Here is a 15,016-nt window from a genome sequence, read left to right on the forward strand (position 1 = left end):
ATTTGGCAAATGGAAACCTTGTCTAAACTATACTATGACTCACCGGTGAAGTCAAGTATAGACGCCTCGCGCCCCTGCTTATTACATTATATCCATGAAGGCGTATTTTATTCCATTCTTTCTATAATTCCACAAGCAATTCTCTTTCCCGCGTTTCCACTCGGCTGCGATTGGTAATCGTCGGGACCTTGATGGATGATGATCGCCTTACCGATCACATCCTCTACTCGAAAACGATCGGTAAAGAAAATCATTCTCGCTCTGCCTTCATTGGAAAACAGAACTGGAAAATCACCTGCGTGGTTTCCATGAGGCTCATTGTCCGGATTCCAGTGGCCTCCCGCAGATGCAAAAGGTTCTTTGCCATCTCCGATCTCACAAACACCTTTTTCATGGATGTGGAACCCGTGCGGGCCGATTTGTGCTCCGTTCTTCGACGCCTGGAAAGCCGGCAGTCCTTCTACTTGAACAAAAACTTCCACGCCGTAAGGCATCTGATAGAATTGAACCGCCCCTTTTAAGTCCGGAGCAAGTGGACTTGCAAGCAGGGACGCCTGTGCCGTTTCAGATGCATACGTCTGACGATACATGCCTTGTCCCTGATAAGGATGGGAATATGGATACATATATACGTCACCTCCCTTTCCTTAGCATTCTATGCTGATTGATCCATCATCATGAATTTATTATAAAAAAACGGCCCCCGTCAGACGGCAGACCGTTTCTCATTTATTTTAATTGCTTATAAACTGCTTCGAGATGGGCTACATCAATAGGGTTTTCCAACGGGTACAACAGTCGGTCAAAACTATCCTGCGTCTGATGCATCCACTCGCTCTGGAATTGCATAAACAATTGGTCCCACTGCTCTTGGTAATGCCTTGTTACAATGCCGCTTTGGCCACCGATCGAATCGCTTAATGCATCTCTAATATAGGAGAGAAGCGTGTCCCTCAGTGCTTCTTTTTCATTACGTTCGAAGAAGGCTCTCGTGCTCTTGACTGCTTTTTTCGATTCTTTCTCGGCTTGCGGATCGATGTGAAGGTCGGCATGAATGGCTGGGATAGGAACATCCGGCCATTCCGGCTGTTCTAAGTGGATACTTTCTTTGACCTGTTTAAGATCCTGATTAACCTTCATCATGTGGCTGGCAGTTAACTCCCTGAGTGTCTGTTCCATCCGTAGACATACAGCTTTCAGTTCCTGATTCAATTCAAATTTCACCGCTTCTGCATGTTTGCGGTATGCTTCTAAAGCCTGTTCTCTCATATCCTGCCCCCGGCCGTTGATTACGGCAGGATTGAAAAACTGTTTAAAGAAATCGTTGTAATTAAGCAGCATCCGCTCCTGGACATAATGCAGTTGCTTCGCCACTTTATTACGAACCGCCTCTTTCGCTCCAACCGGCTCCTCCTTATGGAACAGAGCCAGCGCAGAAGCCTTTTGTCTTTCCAACAACCGTTTCTCTTCTTTCCTTTGTCCTTCATTCATCCGGCTCGTTGATATAAACGCCTCGACCATCTGCTTAGCTGTTGAAACATCCGCTTCCATCGATTGAATCAAAACGGAAGCAAGCTCTTCATTCAGGAAGCTTCGAAACTTTGCTTCAAAAGCTTCCATTCCAGATGACAAATGTTCCTTCTGTTGCTTTTCTTTCAAGGCGAGCAGGCTTGAGACGGAATAGAGCCGCGGTTTACGGATTTGGAAACCAAGCAGCTGCTCTTTCATATACATCTCGACCTGCTGAAGTTCCTCCTCGGACGCTGCTAAATCTGCCGCATTCAGAAGGAAGAACATCTTATCCATGGCAAAACTGTCCTTCACCCTGCCGAGCTGCGTCAAAAAGGATTGATCCGCTTGAGAGAATGGGTGGTTATAATAAGTAACGAACAAAACAGCATCTGCATCCTTAATGTATTTAAAACTAACATCTGTGTGCCTTGCATTTACGGAGTCTGCGCCGGGCGTATCAACAAGCGTGATTCCCGCCTTTGTCCAAGCACAATCATAAAACAATTCCATGGATTCAATGAAGCAGGACTTCTTTTCATCTGCTACGAAACTTGTAAACTCGTCAAAGGGAGCTTCCATGCGTGTCCCCAAATATTCCCTCATTTCATGGTAGCCTTCCATGAATGCCTCCAGGAAAGAAAGCTGCTTCTGGTCCAAAAGATCGCTCTGCGTCCCTTTCTGCTTTACTTCCTCATATAGAAGATCGAGTGTCTCTCTCTGAAGCCCCATCCGTCTCCTGATATCCGCAAGGTCTTCCATCATCTCTTTTTCATTTTTAACGTACACATCAAGCGTCCGATCAGGTTTTTCTATAGACGGTGGGGAAATCTTATTAATCGTTGCCGTTGTTGGATTCGGCGATACAGGCAGGACCGATTCACCAAGCAGCGCATTGGCAAAAGACGATTTCCCTGCACTGAATGCGCCGAATAAAGCGATGGTAAAGGATCGGTTCTTGAGTCTTTCCCGCTTCCTTTGCAGTTGTTCACGGAGACTTTGGAGTCCATCGAGCGGTGCAATGGCATTAATCGTCCGGTCGACTCGTTCTAGCGTTGCATGCATCATACTGGAGGAAGATGTGCGATCCTGATCGGAAAAATCCTCCCCAGCTTCTGTTTCCTGTCGACTCTTCCGCGTGATCCTCACTCCCGCAGTTTCACCTTTTATCCGCTTCCTTCTGTTCTCTAAATCCTTTTCCACCTTCGCTTCTACACTGGATGTGATACTTCCCGTGAAATGGGATCGAAGGCTGTTTTCATAGGACTCGATTTCCGCTTCCTGCGAACGTATTGTTTGATTAATGTGCTGAATTTCTTCATAAGCGGCAAACGCTTCTTCGTGTTTGTCTTTCCATTCCTGCTGCTGCCTCTTAAGTGCTGCCTCCCATTCCCTTTTCCATGCACCGACATAAGTTTTCATTTCCTGTCGGATATCTTTAGCGATTTGATCTGTATAAAGCAGCACATATGCGCCGGTAACGGATGCACCGCTTTCCACTAAAGAACGAAGTCGCTCCTTAGGATATTGGAAATCCATATCCTGTACCTGACTCACCAATTCTGGTGCACGCAGGCCTTGTGTATCGATGATCGACAGCATCCGTTCCCGCAGAGGCCATTGCAGATTCTCTTGAATGGATGCGTTCAATTTTTCATAAAATGTTTCTTCCCTTCTTTTTCGTTCCTCCTCCGTTTTCTTTCCGGAGAAAAGAAGGCCTACTTTAAAGTTCAGCTGCAGTGCCTCGAGAAAAGCTTCTGCGTATTCCCGAAGAGAACTGGGCATTAAATACGCATTAGGAAGGAAGTTCAAGATACGTTCCTCAAATGTTTCCATTCCTCTGTTTAGAAGGTCTTCTGTCTCATGGAAGATACCTTCGTCCACAGGGCTGTTTTCCACTTGATCCAACAGCGTCTGCTTCCGCTCTTTTAGATCTGCGAGGAAGGAGGAACGTTCTTCCTTATATGTACGAACGCTTTCCTCCATGATCATTTCGGCTTCCTTCACGGCCTGATGAGAACCTTTGGAAGGACCGAGGTCAAAAAGGGCACGGAAATGTTGAGATAGTTCTGCCCAATCACTCTCCGGATGGGACGAATCCCGCATTGTCGTATAAAAAACAGCTTCCGGATGAATCCCCCATGTTTTCAGGGCTGCCTCGATGCTCCGTTTGTAAGATTCGAACGTCAACTCTTCTTCTTTGTGTTTATCGATCTGATTAATGACGAGAGAAAAGGGTTTCTTTCTACGCTGCATTTCGTCAAGAAACTGCAGATTAACTTCAGACTGGACGTGGTTGTAATCCATCACGTAGTACATGTAATCCATTTTATGCAAAGAGGCTTCCGTGATCAGTCGATCGGCATCATTAGTAGAGTCCACTCCTGGTGTATCAACAACAGATACATGGGAGGGCAGTCCTCCTTTCGGCCTCTGAATCGTCAGTTCCTTCACCGCATCTCCATCTCTGCATAAATCCTTTACCATATCCATAGAAATTTTTTCTTCATAACATACAGGATCTTCCTGATCAAAAAATACAATTGTCTTTTCTGACCCCGTTTTTAACCGGACAATGTTTGCACTGGTGGGGATGGGACTGGAAGGGAGCAGTTCATGGCCGAGAAGGCGGTTGATCAGCGTTGATTTACCGGCTGAAAAATGGCCGGCAAAGCCGATTATTGTTTCCTCTTCCTTCACCTTTTCTATCAAGTCCAAGAGTTTGACAGCAGAGGCTGCATCCCCTTCCTGAGATAAATAGTCGTACACATGCATTAGTTGGTCTAATTTAGAATCCGTCATCGTTGTCATCTCCAAACTCCTTTTCCCGTACATTCTCCCATCATTTTACTCTGAAATCGCTCTCTTACTCAAGAGGGAAATCATCGATGTACGGGATGGGCTCCTGTGTATCCAGATGCCCAAGGACTTTTTTTACACGGATTCTTTTACCGTTCATGAATTCTCCAAAGTCGAAAGAAACCCCGCTGGTATCCCCGCCCAAACCAAAACGAACGATTTTATCTCTGGGTTGATAACTGCATGTATGGATGGTTCCGGACCACTGAGAATAGCGTTTTGAAAATATCGGTCCTGTCGTATCGTTCAAAAAGCGGAAGGCCTCTTCTCCGTTCATTCTTTTTTGCGCATCCATGAGATGACCTAGACGCTCATGCGAATCAGATAAGTGCCTTCGGTTTTCATTTTCCAAATGAAGAAAATGATTGGTACAAACTAGTGCCTCATGAATGCGGACACCTCGCGGGGAACCTTCAATTGTTTTAGTCACACCATTGCAATCTGTTACCACGTAATTAAAGGAGTGGCGGTGAGGGAGCCTCTTCAGCATGTCGACGGCCTCTTCTGTCGTTCTGCACGTCTCAAGTATGATTCTGGTCAATGTGCAGCAAATAAACCCGTCACCAGGATGAACACGGTTGACAAAGTTGTAGCCGATACACAATCCGTAGGCGTTCATTCCATCCGTACGACCTAGAATTCTCTGTCCGGGTCCGATGGTGGGAGTCCCTTTTGTTGGAGCATAAATAAGAAACCTGCCTTCATATGTTTTCGGATGATAGTCATAATTTCGTGTAAAAAAGGAATCGCCTGTCAAAATCGAACAGCCGGACTTATCCCATTCCTGCTGCCACCCGCTGTATTCGTGCACGACATCATCCACGGACCATTTAAGTCCCTCTGCGAGACCGAGCAGTTCTTCCCATAAAGGAGGAAAAAACTCATCCAGCAAATGCTTGACCACTGATTTTTCAGACTTATAATGCCGAACGGAACGAGGACGCCGGTTCTTATGGTAGTTCAAAAGACGGGACGATTGTAACCCGCGGCCCTGTTCATATCCGAAATCCCCGTATCCCCCCCGAAAAGCAAAAACGTCCGTATAAATATCCTTCATGCTTTACTGTTCCTCTGCATGACGCCCTGCAATCACGCGATGGAGATCAGAATGATGAAGGATATGGTTATGGTCAACCCCTGGAATCAGCAGGACGTCCAATCCCCACGTCTCCTTCACCCAATTCTTAAGGAGTGGATGAACAATAACCTCATCCTCATCACCGATAAAGATGGAAACGCGATCTTCCATGCCGGAAAACAGATCGTTGACGATCTTCTCCGGAAACCTCGACAGAAGCAGGCGGAAACTTAGTTTCAAACGGTTGCTGTAATGGAATTCATCTGGTATCTCTGCGACATGCGCATCATCAAAGCGGTGTATGTTCATTTTGTGAAGCGCTACGAGAGCAATCATTTTCTTGTCATGAATGACGTAATCGACATCTGTTTCAGGCTTCCCTTGTTCGGTAGCATCGTCATGATAGACAGGAAGGGTTGGATGGAAGAAGGGAGCAATGAATAGATACTCCTCTGCTATATCCGGATGGAGATCCATCAACCTCAAAATATTCGCGCATCCCATGGAGTGGCCTGCAAGCACAATCCGCCCGTATCCCTGCTTCCGAATGAAGTGGATAAAATCTGATAAATCGTCATCATATTGTCCCAAATAGTCAATATCCCCTCTTTTTCCTTTCTGGTCGTATCCTCTAAGGAGGGGCAGGAAGACATCTGCCTTTCGCTTACAGAAAGATGCGAATTTCTTGTGGTGATCCAGTTCAGCTGTGATTCCATGAATCATAATGATCGCTTCTTTGTTACCGGGTGAACGTTGGAATGCTATATAGGGAAGAGAAGAGAAATCCCTTGCCCTGTAGTGGGACCAGGTCGCCATAGTCATGAATGTCAGCTCCTTTTCAGCAAATAATTACGGAACTCTTCACCGCAAACTTCTTCTGCAAATCTCTTTTCTATTTCATCCACATACGAACGTGATAAATACCGCCCGGCACCCCTGTGGATTTCTTTTGCATAATGGAAAGGGGGCGCACTCTCCGGCTGTTTTTCCCTGACTGTGAATGATAAAGCTTCCACTTGGTTTCCGGAAGCAAGGGCGACAGGGAGCACCATCGGTCGATAGCCGCCCCTGTCGACACCTTCCCTCCTGTAAAGGTATTGTCTTGCTTCCTCGTTAATCTCATACACGACACCTTCAACATTGCCTTCTGCTTCTACAAGATCTGCCCTTGCCCCGTCGGGAAGAGGGTATGTGAATCCAAGGCGGTAGCCCTTCGCCGATCCTCTTCCGGTAACGTTTTGAAATAGACGATCGACCCCATGTTTTGCGAATCGTTCATCATCCATACAGGAACCGTAAGCAAAATAATAGCAGGAGCCCCCGTTTACCAACAGGCGGTGGACTTTCCAATTGCCGGATGCTACTGGTTTTCCCAATGACTCTTCAGAAGCGACATAGACATATGCTTCTTCCTTTCCACTGTCGGTCCAGACAGGAAGGCTTTTTCTTATAAAAGTTCCCTTATCCGTTTCCGGATCATATTCCTCCAAAGCATCGAGAGAAACAAGGTCTCTTTCATCGACCTCATACAACTCCCCATATGTCCAGGCTCCTGGCTCCTCCACAAGCAGCGGATAATAGGATTCTCCTTCATATAGCCTTCCGTTTACACGTGCTTCCTTTGCGAGAAGGGGCGCCTGAGACAACACATGATGGTTTTCCATCCCTGTCATCAAGGATCCATAAACAAATACAAGCATGGGTATCCTCTCCGTTCTTTTTTTAGTGTTCAAATGCCCGAAGCACAGCTTTCTCAACAGCGAACGCAGCCATCGCCCCGAGTCCGTTAACATCACATGCTACTTCATCCCCGTGCATGGTAAAAAGCGTATCCCCATCTACATAGGTATGAGAAGGACGGATGGTTCTAGCCAACCCATTATGGGAGATGGATGCAAGTTTATTAGCTTCCGACTTATGTAACGAAGCATTAGTCAGAAGAACGCCGATCGTCGTATTCCCTTGGAAGGAATCAGTGACTGGTACCGTGGAGACGTTATTCATCAAATGTGTTTCCGTCCGCAGAAATTCTCCATTTTTATGCAGACCGGCAACTACTCTTCCCGTGCCTGGGTCAACCACATCACCAAAACAGTTTACTGCGATTACCGCTCCTACTTTCACCTTTCCAGATTGGAAAGCATAACTTCCGATGCCGCCCTTCATGCTGTTCTCTCTCCCAAAGAGCTTTCCGACTGTCGCTCCAGTACCGGCACCGTATCTTCCATTGCTGAAGGGAGGGTTCTCCCACGCTATCCGTGCCGCTTCATAGCCCATGGCTGCATCGGGACGGACAGCAGGTCGGGACGGATCAATATCATATAAAATAGCCCCCGGGACAATGGGGACCTTCACCGGGCCTGTCTCAAACCCAATATGGTGTTCTTCCAGCCACTGCATGACTCCGCTTCCTGCAGAAAGACCATATGCGCTTCCTCCAGCAAGAAAAAGCCCATGTACCTTTTGAACCATATTTTCCGATCGCATTAGATCCGTCTCCCTCGTTCCAGGAGCACCACCACGGACGTCAACCCCAGCGACCGCCCCTTCTTTACTCAGGATGACGGTGCACCCTGTTGTACCGGTGTTATCTTCCGTCTGTCCTATAAAAAAATCGGATACGTTCCTGATATCTATTTCTTTCATCCAGCAACCTCCTGTTGTGTTTCTATTTGATCCTTTCAGGGAATCAATATCACTGAAGCCTGTAAAGAAAGGGGTAAGACCATATGAAACGAAAGAGGCTGACGATCCACGGGAGAGTCCAGGGCGTTGGATTCCGGGCAGCAGCAAAGCAGAAGGCTGATTACCTCGGCATATGCGGGTGGGTGAAAAACCAGCCGGACGGGACCGTCTTAATGGAAGCAGAAGGAGAAGAAGCGGTACTTAACACTTTTGTCGATGAGATTTCCAAAGGTCCGACGCCCTTCAGCTCCATCCGTCATATCGACCAGGAAGACCGGGAGGATTCTAAGCAGCATAACAAATTTAAAGTCATTCATTAAAAGACCGCAGTTCCGCTGCGGCCTTTTTTTCATTATTTCTGGTTCATCGGGCGAACAATAATTTCATTGACGTTGACCGAAGCAGGTTGACTTACCGCATATCCTACAGCTTTGGCAATATCATCCGCTTCCAGCGGCTTCATGCTGCGCTCCTTAAACATCTCAATCACATCCCCGTCTGTAATGTGATCCGTCAATTCCGTTTCCACCGCTCCAGGGGAAATATTCGTGACACGGACACCCGTCTTCGACAATTCCTTCTCCATCCCCATAGAAAGTGCCTTTACTGCATATTTTGTTGCACTATACACAGTACTCGACGGGAAAACTTCATGACCTGCGACCGAAGAAACATTGATAATGTGTCCAGTATTCTGTTCGATCATTGTCGGTAAGGCTGCATGGATTCCGAACAGTACACCTTTGATGTTTACATCCACCATTTGTTCCCACTCGTCCACGTGATCATTCTTGAGAAAAGACAACAGCATGACACCAGCATTATTTATCAGGATATCTACACTACCGAATGTATCCTTTGTCGTTTGAACAAGATTTTCAACATCTTCCCGCTTCGTCACATCCGTTTCTACAACCTTCGCCTCAACTCCATGCTCCGATTCGATAGCATCGGCCAGTTTTTTCAGACGCTCAGATCTTCGGGCAGCAAGAACAACGTTTGCCCCGTTCGATGCGAGTTCATGAGCGATCGCCTTTCCAATACCACTGCTCGCTCCGGTTATGATAACTGATTTTTTTTGTAGATTCGTCAAGATCCCTACCTCCTAAGTAAGTACAGTTCTTTATGTATCTACCCGCATAAAGGGAAAAGTATGCACCGGGAGGTATCAAAAAAACCGCCTCTCTATATAGAGAGGCGGTTCCTGGTTATGTTACTTACTGTTCTTCAAAGAACTTGCGGTTAATTTCGATGTATGGGGTTTCTTCTTCCGGTACCTCGTCTTCAATGTAGATTGCTTCTACCGGACAAACGGCTTCACATGCACCACAATCTATGCAAATCGCAGGATCGATATAGAACATATCTTTCCCTTCCTCGATACAATCAACTGGGCACACATCCATGCATTCTCCCGCTTTTTCATCTTTACATGGGGATGTAATTACAAATGCCATCGATTTTCTCCTCCTTTACGAATAGAGTTCGTGTGCTTATATTACTATATTCACCGATAATGGTTAAGATAAACACCACCATCTATAATAACGATTTTATCGAAAAATCGCAATTCCTGTAATCATTCGACTTTCTTCGCGTACGCGTGAAAAAAAGAAGACGATGCCTGGGCATCAGTCCTCCCATATCCGCTCGACGGTATATTCCCCTCCAAACTTCTGAACGAGGAATACATCCGGGCGCGTCAGCCGCTTCCATTCATAGAATCCAATTTCGCGTTTATACTTTTGAAGAAGTAAAGCGAGCAGATTCCCGTGTGTCACAAGGAGAACGTTCCCACAATCCTCTTGCTCCAATTCTTCGATGAGGGAGAGGACTCGTTTCTTCGCTTCTTTCGAGGATTCTCCTCCGGAAAGCTTAAGTTCAGGATCCTGGAAGGTATCATGCAGAACTTCTTCCCAGTCATTGAGTGGTTCATGGCTTAATACTCGTTCTTCCAACCGTTCGTCGGTTTCCACCTCTAGCCCTTTCTTTCTGGCATAGGGTTTAATTGTTTCAACGGCCCGTAAAAAAGGACTGGAGATGATTCGGTCCACTTCATGACCGGCGCGGTCAAGGAAATAAGCAAGTGTTTGTGCCTGCCTGATGCCCTGTTTCGTCAACGGCGAATCTTCATGCTGTCCTTCTGTCTCACTATGGCGAACGACTATCAATTTATCCATAAAAAACTCATCCTCCCCTTCCATCAGCTTACCTTCATTATCGCCGATGAATCGAGTGTTTACAAGAAAAGTTGGTGAATTGTTTCACTTTATATACGGACTTTCTGGTATAGCTTCATTAAAACAGCAAACCAGTTCCTAACTATGGAGGGAACGAAGTCTGTCTCTCCACCAGATATTAGGATGTCCAGCTTTTTCCTGCAGTATTCTACCGGGCATCATAAAAAAACCAGAAAGGTTTCGCCCTTCCTGGTCTTATCTGTTTATACTTCCTTAAAGTATTCTTTATAAAATCCGCCCATGCGGCCGGAATTATCGATGACAAAATAAAATTCTTCGCTCTCATTTTTGACATCATATACTTTTCCAGGTGTTAATACATTGTGGACGACAAATTTCTTGGCGTCGTTGTGAATACACTCCACCTGTTTTGTTGTTTCGTTTTGTTCCCATGTCTTATGAATCATGATCCAACCTCCTCGCTGCTTGCGTGTCTTCTATCATACAACGAACAAAGAGACTCAACAAGAGATTGTTAAAATGTCCGCTTATACCATTCCGAAGCAGCCTTCACTTCATTAGCCGTCAATTGATGTCCCATCTGCTCCCAATGCTCCTCAACTTCCGCTCCTGCTTCCTCCAACAGTTTTTTCAAATCTTTTGTTTCCTTGGCGGGGCAGATCGGATCATTTTCCCCTGCCCCGATAAATACCGGAAGGCCGGGGTGTTCAGGAAGTTGGATTTCTCTTCTTGGTACCATTGGATGGAAGAGGATGGCTCCTTTCAATGCTTTTTCATAGTGGAACAGAAGACTTCCCGCTATATTCGCACCGTTGGAATAACCGACGGCAATAACCTCTTTACGATCGAAACCATAATGATCTGCTGCTTCATCGAGGAATTGATTCAGCTCTTCTGTTCTAGCGACCAAATCCTCTATATCAAACACACCTTCTTGAAGTCGTTTAAAGAAGCGAGGCATTCCGTTTTCTGTGACGGTTCCACGGACAGAAAGAACCGCTGCTTCCGAATCAATCATCTCAGCTAACGGAAGGAGATCCTGTTCTGTACCACCGGTTCCGTGCAACAATAGCAAAACGTTACCCGATGGGTTGGCCCCTTCTTTATAAATATGTTTTCTGTTCATCATAGTACCCTCCTTGAGTTTAATTTACATAATATAAATACAGTTAATTGTAAGTGTTATTCTTACTTATATTATCTTCAATTCGAGGCAATGTCAAAATACTACATACGTATATGCCTTTCCATCCGTTTAAATAAAAGCGGCAGAACGAGTACAATAGTCAATAACCGAATGGTTTGAAGCGAGCTTACGACGGCAGGATCTCCTCCCGTCTGGCCGGCGGTAATAGACATTTCCACTAATCCTCCAGGCGCCAGAGCAAGGACGGACGTGACAATATCGACACCTGTCCAGAATGAAAACAAAAAGGCAAACAGGATCCCTACAGCGATTATGAAAATAGAAAGAGATAGAAAGTAGAAGCAGCTCTTACCTGCACGGACAATCTCCCTAGGCATGATCGTATGGCCGAGGTACGTCCCTACCATCAGCTGAGAAGCTGAAAATAAAGAGGACGGGAGCGAATACAGGAAGAGCCCGGAAGTCTGAATGGCCCCAATAACAATCATAGGCAGGACGACGAGCCCTGCGGGTATCTTATGCTTTCCCTTCATGCCGATGAAGAATACGAGAATGTAAAAGAGAACCGTCCACAAAGGCCCGTCGACGGAAAGGGAATAATCAACCGCGGCGGAATTTTCTCCCCCCCACATATGGGTGACAAAAAAAGGTATAATGAATAAAACACTCATGAGACGCAGCGTATGAAAGATGGTGACAAGCCCGCTGTTCCCTTGCAGCGATTCACTGATAGCGATCATTGCAGATAAACCACCGGGAGAACTTCCGACCATACTCGTCGTTTTATCCATTCCCGTCCGTTTCGATATCCCCAACCCGATGACGAGGCAGATTCCTATCATTAGAAAAGAAAGCAGCGCATATGGAAGCATATATGGGAAAATACTCGTGAACGTATCGGAAGTAAACGTATGGCCGATTTGAATTCCCAACAGGACAAAGGCAATATCTCTTGCTAATGGAAACGTACTGCTTTCCATATGGAAAAGGGATTTAGCAAACACAATGGCCGTCACAGGACCGAGAATGAACGGAATTGGAATGTGGAGCAGCTGGAACATACAACCGCCTAAAAGAGCAATGGCATAGGTGGAGAGTGAAGGATACCTCATGTTTCCCTCCCCTTTCAAATTTTAAATTTTATTAAAGAGGTGTTTTTATGAATAAATGGCTCTACGGATACGATAAGATGAAAAAAAAGTACAGACACATTCATATCAGACCTTATGAAGAAAAGGATTTCGAAACGTTGATAAACATTCAGAAAAAAGCATTCCCTCCCCCGTTCCCCTCTGATTTGTGGTGGACCAAAGAGCAATTGAGTCAGCAGCTTGCCGCTTTTCCCACCGGTTGTTTATGTATAGAAGTGGAAGGAACGATCGCTGGTTCCATGACGGCGATGCAAGTACACCTGGATGATGACAAAGACCATACTTGGAAGGAGATCACAGCAGACGGCTCCATGGAGACGCACGACCCGGAAGGGGATACTTTATATGTCGTCGACTTGTGTGTCGATCCGGACTTCCGTTCCCTCGGACTCGGCAGACAGTTGACACAGGCCATGTATGAAATCGTTATTCAGTTCGGGCTGACCAGGCTTGTAGGGGGCGCACGGATGCCTCTTTACCATAAATACAGCCACGAATGGACAGCAGAGGAATATGTAAATCTCGTTATAGCTTCTGAGATACAAGATCCTGTGCTTACTTTTTTGTTAAAGTCCGGGCGGTCTCCCATCCGGCCTGTCCCAGGTTATTTGGAAGATGCGGAATCCTGCAACTACGGTTTATTAACAGAATGGAAAAACCCCTTTCTCTGAATTCTTGTAAAAAGGACAGCCGGTATCCTCTAATCAGGATACCGGCTGTCACCTTGTTTGAAGAACTCCACGTTCCAGCATATGAAAAAGTTGATCGGCCAACTTCTTCACACCAAGTTTTTCTCGTTGTGGAAACAGGATGGAATGGAAAATCAGATCCCCGAGCAGTTCTGTATCGACATCATGATTCCAAATCCCTTCCTCTTTACTGGCATTGATCCAATCAAGCATCTTCTTATATGTCTCCATCAAATTCTGATGGACTTCCGTGCGGATAAAGAAAGCAAGGCTTTTATCCCCGGACTGCAGTTCACGGATCATCTGATCGATATGATGAACCTCTGCATGTTCAAGAAGGACGATCAAGAGCCGGTAAAGCTTTTGGTTCGGTGCGATATCCGCAGGGATTTCAGATATTTTGGATTCCATCTCATCCATCATTGCCTTCATATAGGCGAGGATCAGTGCTTCTTTGTTTTCGAAATAATCATAAAAGGTGCTTCTGCTCACATCAAGCATTGTTGCAAGTTTCTTGAAGTGGATACCTTTGATTCCCTCGGTACGCATAACTTCGCCTGTCACCTTGAATATTTCTTCTTGTGTCAGTGCCCTTTTTCTTCCCACTTCCGTTCCCCCTCATCCTTTCATTATACCATTACCCAAGAAGAATGAGGATGGGAGAACAGGATCATCAGCGGAACAAGTGCTTCAAGTACCCATACCCTTTTTCTTCCATTTCTTCTGCCGGTACGAATTCGAGCGCAGCGGAGTTGATGCAGTATCTCAATCCACCCTTGTCCCGGGGACCGTCATCGAAAACGTGGCCAAGATGAGAATCCGCCTGCTCCGATCGAACTTCTGTACGGAACATACCATGGGATGTATCCAATTCTTCTTTCACCTTCTCAATGGGCTTCGTGAAGCTCGGCCAGCCGCAACCGGCATCGTATTTATCCTTGGAACTGAAAAGCGGTTCTTTGGAAACGATGTCAACGTAAATTCCTTCCCCTTCATGGTCATGGTATTCGTTCTGAAATGGACGCTCGGTACCATTTTCCTGCGTCACCATATATTGAATATCCGTTAATTGACTGCGGAGTTCCTTTTTATCCTTCGGAAAGCTCCAATGGTTTTTGATGAAATCTGCTCTTCCGGAGCCTTTTTTGTATCGCTTGTAATGAAACTTGCTCTTCTTGTAGTAGTCCTGATGCTTGTCCTCTGCAGGGTAAAAAACTTCAGCAGGGAGGATTTCCGTCACAATCGGAGCTTTAAACTTACCGGACTCCTCCAAACCTTGTTTACTCTCTTCGGCCAAACGCTTCTGTTCTGCACTGTGATAATAAATAGCTGTCGTATAAGACTGGCCTCGGTCTGCAAATTGACCGCCTGCATCTGTCGGGTCAATCTGCTGCCAGAACAGCTGCAGGAGACGCTCATAAGGGAAGATCTCCGGGTCGTAGGTGATTTGCACAGCTTCCCGGTGTCCCGTTGTCTCTGATACAACTTCCATGTATGTCGGATTTTCCGTATGGCCTCCGGTGTAGCCGGAAACGATGGAGTGGATACCCGGACGTTCGTCGAACGGCTCCACCATACACCAGAAACATCCCCCGGCAAATGTTGCTTTTTCTACTTGATTACTCATTATTAAAAACCTCCTAAACGTAGGTTCATGCTTTTCCTGCATGTTCCTATTCTTTCTAATTCATAAAAAA

16 protein-coding genes are annotated in these 15,016 nt (G+C 46.0%); 2 read left to right on the forward strand and 14 right to left on the reverse strand.

Annotation, left to right across the window (positions count from 1 at the left end; translation table 11 throughout):
* Positions 1 to 107 precede the first annotated feature (107 nt).
* The 6 genes from M662_RS09925 to M662_RS09950 form a co-directional block, all read right to left on the reverse strand.
* Positions 108 to 626 (reverse strand): superoxide dismutase family protein, encoded by a 519-nt coding sequence (locus tag M662_RS09925; RefSeq protein ID WP_008640021.1) that lies wholly within the window; start codon positions 624 to 626, stop codon positions 108 to 110.
* Between the two features lie 103 nt (positions 627 to 729).
* Complete coding sequence (locus M662_RS09930; RefSeq protein WP_162129289.1) at positions 730 to 4,320, reverse strand: dynamin family protein; 3,591 nt, start codon at positions 4,318 to 4,320, stop codon at positions 730 to 732.
* Positions 4,321 to 4,375: 55 nt separating this feature from the next.
* Positions 4,376 to 5,425: a C45 family autoproteolytic acyltransferase/hydrolase gene (locus M662_RS09935; RefSeq protein WP_008640019.1), complete on the reverse strand. Its 1,050-nt coding sequence runs from the start codon at positions 5,423 to 5,425 to the stop codon at positions 4,376 to 4,378.
* A 3-nt stretch (positions 5,426 to 5,428) separates the two neighbouring features.
* Complete coding sequence (locus M662_RS09940) at positions 5,429 to 6,268, reverse strand: alpha/beta hydrolase (RefSeq protein ID WP_026577398.1); 840 nt, start codon at positions 6,266 to 6,268, stop codon at positions 5,429 to 5,431.
* 5 nt (positions 6,269 to 6,273) lie between these two features.
* Positions 6,274 to 7,146, reverse strand: coding sequence for a gamma-glutamylcyclotransferase family protein (locus M662_RS09945; RefSeq protein ID WP_051348863.1), 873 nt, complete (start codon positions 7,144 to 7,146; stop codon positions 6,274 to 6,276).
* A 22-nt stretch (positions 7,147 to 7,168) separates the two neighbouring features.
* Positions 7,169 to 8,092, reverse strand: a complete 924-nt coding sequence (locus M662_RS09950; protein ID WP_026577397.1) for a P1 family peptidase — start codon at positions 8,090 to 8,092, stop codon at positions 7,169 to 7,171.
* 83 nt (positions 8,093 to 8,175) lie between these two features.
* Between M662_RS09950 and M662_RS09955 the strand changes: the two genes are divergently transcribed.
* Entirely contained in the window at positions 8,176 to 8,451 is a 276-nt protein-coding gene (locus M662_RS09955) for an acylphosphatase (protein WP_026577396.1), read from the forward strand.
* A 32-nt stretch (positions 8,452 to 8,483) separates the two neighbouring features.
* Here M662_RS09955 and M662_RS09960 read toward each other — a convergent pair whose 3' ends face one another.
* The 6 genes from M662_RS09960 to M662_RS09985 form a co-directional block, all read right to left on the reverse strand.
* Positions 8,484 to 9,224 (reverse strand): SDR family oxidoreductase, encoded by a 741-nt coding sequence (locus M662_RS09960; protein ID WP_008640011.1) that lies wholly within the window; start codon positions 9,222 to 9,224, stop codon positions 8,484 to 8,486.
* Positions 9,225 to 9,348: 124 nt separating this feature from the next.
* Positions 9,349 to 9,588 carry a ferredoxin family protein gene (locus M662_RS09965; protein WP_008640010.1) on the reverse strand — a complete coding sequence of 80 codons (240 nt, stop codon included), beginning with the start codon at positions 9,586 to 9,588 and terminating at the stop codon, positions 9,349 to 9,351.
* Positions 9,589 to 9,762: 174 nt separating this feature from the next.
* Positions 9,763 to 10,311, reverse strand: coding sequence for a histidine phosphatase family protein (locus tag M662_RS09970; protein WP_008640009.1), 549 nt, complete (start codon positions 10,309 to 10,311; stop codon positions 9,763 to 9,765).
* Between the two features lie 263 nt (positions 10,312 to 10,574).
* On the reverse strand, positions 10,575 to 10,778 hold the full coding sequence (locus tag M662_RS09975) for a DUF6501 family protein (RefSeq protein ID WP_026577395.1): 204 nt from the start codon (positions 10,776 to 10,778) through the stop codon (positions 10,575 to 10,577).
* A gap of 68 nt (positions 10,779 to 10,846) precedes the next feature.
* Entirely contained in the window at positions 10,847 to 11,458 is a 612-nt protein-coding gene (locus M662_RS09980) for an alpha/beta hydrolase (RefSeq protein ID WP_026577394.1), read from the reverse strand.
* 101 nt (positions 11,459 to 11,559) lie between these two features.
* Positions 11,560 to 12,591, reverse strand: a complete 1,032-nt coding sequence (locus M662_RS09985; protein WP_026577393.1) for an AbrB family transcriptional regulator — start codon at positions 12,589 to 12,591, stop codon at positions 11,560 to 11,562.
* 47 nt (positions 12,592 to 12,638) lie between these two features.
* Between M662_RS09985 and M662_RS09990 the strand changes: the two genes are divergently transcribed.
* Positions 12,639 to 13,301: a GNAT family N-acetyltransferase gene (locus tag M662_RS09990; protein ID WP_008640004.1), complete on the forward strand. Its 663-nt coding sequence runs from the start codon at positions 12,639 to 12,641 to the stop codon at positions 13,299 to 13,301.
* Positions 13,302 to 13,349: 48 nt separating this feature from the next.
* Here M662_RS09990 and M662_RS09995 read toward each other — a convergent pair whose 3' ends face one another.
* Both M662_RS09995 and msrB read right to left on the reverse strand, forming a co-directional pair.
* Positions 13,350 to 13,925 carry a TetR/AcrR family transcriptional regulator gene (locus M662_RS09995; protein WP_008640002.1) on the reverse strand — a complete coding sequence of 192 codons (576 nt, stop codon included), beginning with the start codon at positions 13,923 to 13,925 and terminating at the stop codon, positions 13,350 to 13,352.
* A gap of 67 nt (positions 13,926 to 13,992) precedes the next feature.
* Complete coding sequence (msrB, locus tag M662_RS10000) at positions 13,993 to 14,946, reverse strand: peptide-methionine (R)-S-oxide reductase MsrB (protein WP_026577391.1); 954 nt, start codon at positions 14,944 to 14,946, stop codon at positions 13,993 to 13,995.
* Between the last annotated feature and the right edge of the window lie 70 nt (positions 14,947 to 15,016).

It is taken from the genome of Bacillus sp. SB49, assembly GCF_000469135.2.
Lineage (GTDB): Bacteria > Bacillota > Bacilli > Bacillales > Halobacillaceae > Halobacillus.

Coding starts and splice junctions, on each gene's coding strand:
- M662_RS09945 (WP_051348863.1), bottom strand. CDS start 7,146: ATGCTTGTATTTGTTTATGGATCCTTGATGACAGGGATGGAAAACCAT.
- M662_RS09975 (WP_026577395.1), bottom strand. CDS start 10,778: ATGATTCATAAGACATGGGAACAAAACGAAACAACAAAACAGGTGGAG.
- M662_RS09965 (WP_008640010.1), bottom strand. CDS start 9,588: ATGGCATTTGTAATTACATCCCCATGTAAAGATGAAAAAGCGGGAGAA.
- M662_RS09990 (WP_008640004.1), top strand. CDS start 12,639: ATGAATAAATGGCTCTACGGATACGATAAGATGAAAAAAAAGTACAGA.
- msrB (WP_026577391.1), bottom strand. CDS start 14,946: ATGAGTAATCAAGTAGAAAAAGCAACATTTGCCGGGGGATGTTTCTGG.
- M662_RS09930 (WP_162129289.1), bottom strand. CDS start 4,320: ATGACAACGATGACGGATTCTAAATTAGACCAACTAATGCATGTGTAC.
- M662_RS09935 (WP_008640019.1), bottom strand. CDS start 5,425: ATGAAGGATATTTATACGGACGTTTTTGCTTTTCGGGGGGGATACGGG.
- M662_RS09970 (WP_008640009.1), bottom strand. CDS start 10,311: ATGGATAAATTGATAGTCGTTCGCCATAGTGAGACAGAAGGACAGCAT.
- M662_RS09955 (WP_026577396.1), top strand. CDS start 8,176: ATGAAACGAAAGAGGCTGACGATCCACGGGAGAGTCCAGGGCGTTGGA.
- M662_RS09940 (WP_026577398.1), bottom strand. CDS start 6,268: ATGACTATGGCGACCTGGTCCCACTACAGGGCAAGGGATTTCTCTTCT.
- M662_RS09980 (WP_026577394.1), bottom strand. CDS start 11,458: ATGAACAGAAAACATATTTATAAAGAAGGGGCCAACCCATCGGGTAAC.
- M662_RS09950 (WP_026577397.1), bottom strand. CDS start 8,092: ATGAAAGAAATAGATATCAGGAACGTATCCGATTTTTTTATAGGACAG.
- M662_RS09925 (WP_008640021.1), bottom strand. CDS start 626: ATGTATCCATATTCCCATCCTTATCAGGGACAAGGCATGTATCGTCAG.
- M662_RS09985 (WP_026577393.1), bottom strand. CDS start 12,591: ATGAGGTATCCTTCACTCTCCACCTATGCCATTGCTCTTTTAGGCGGT.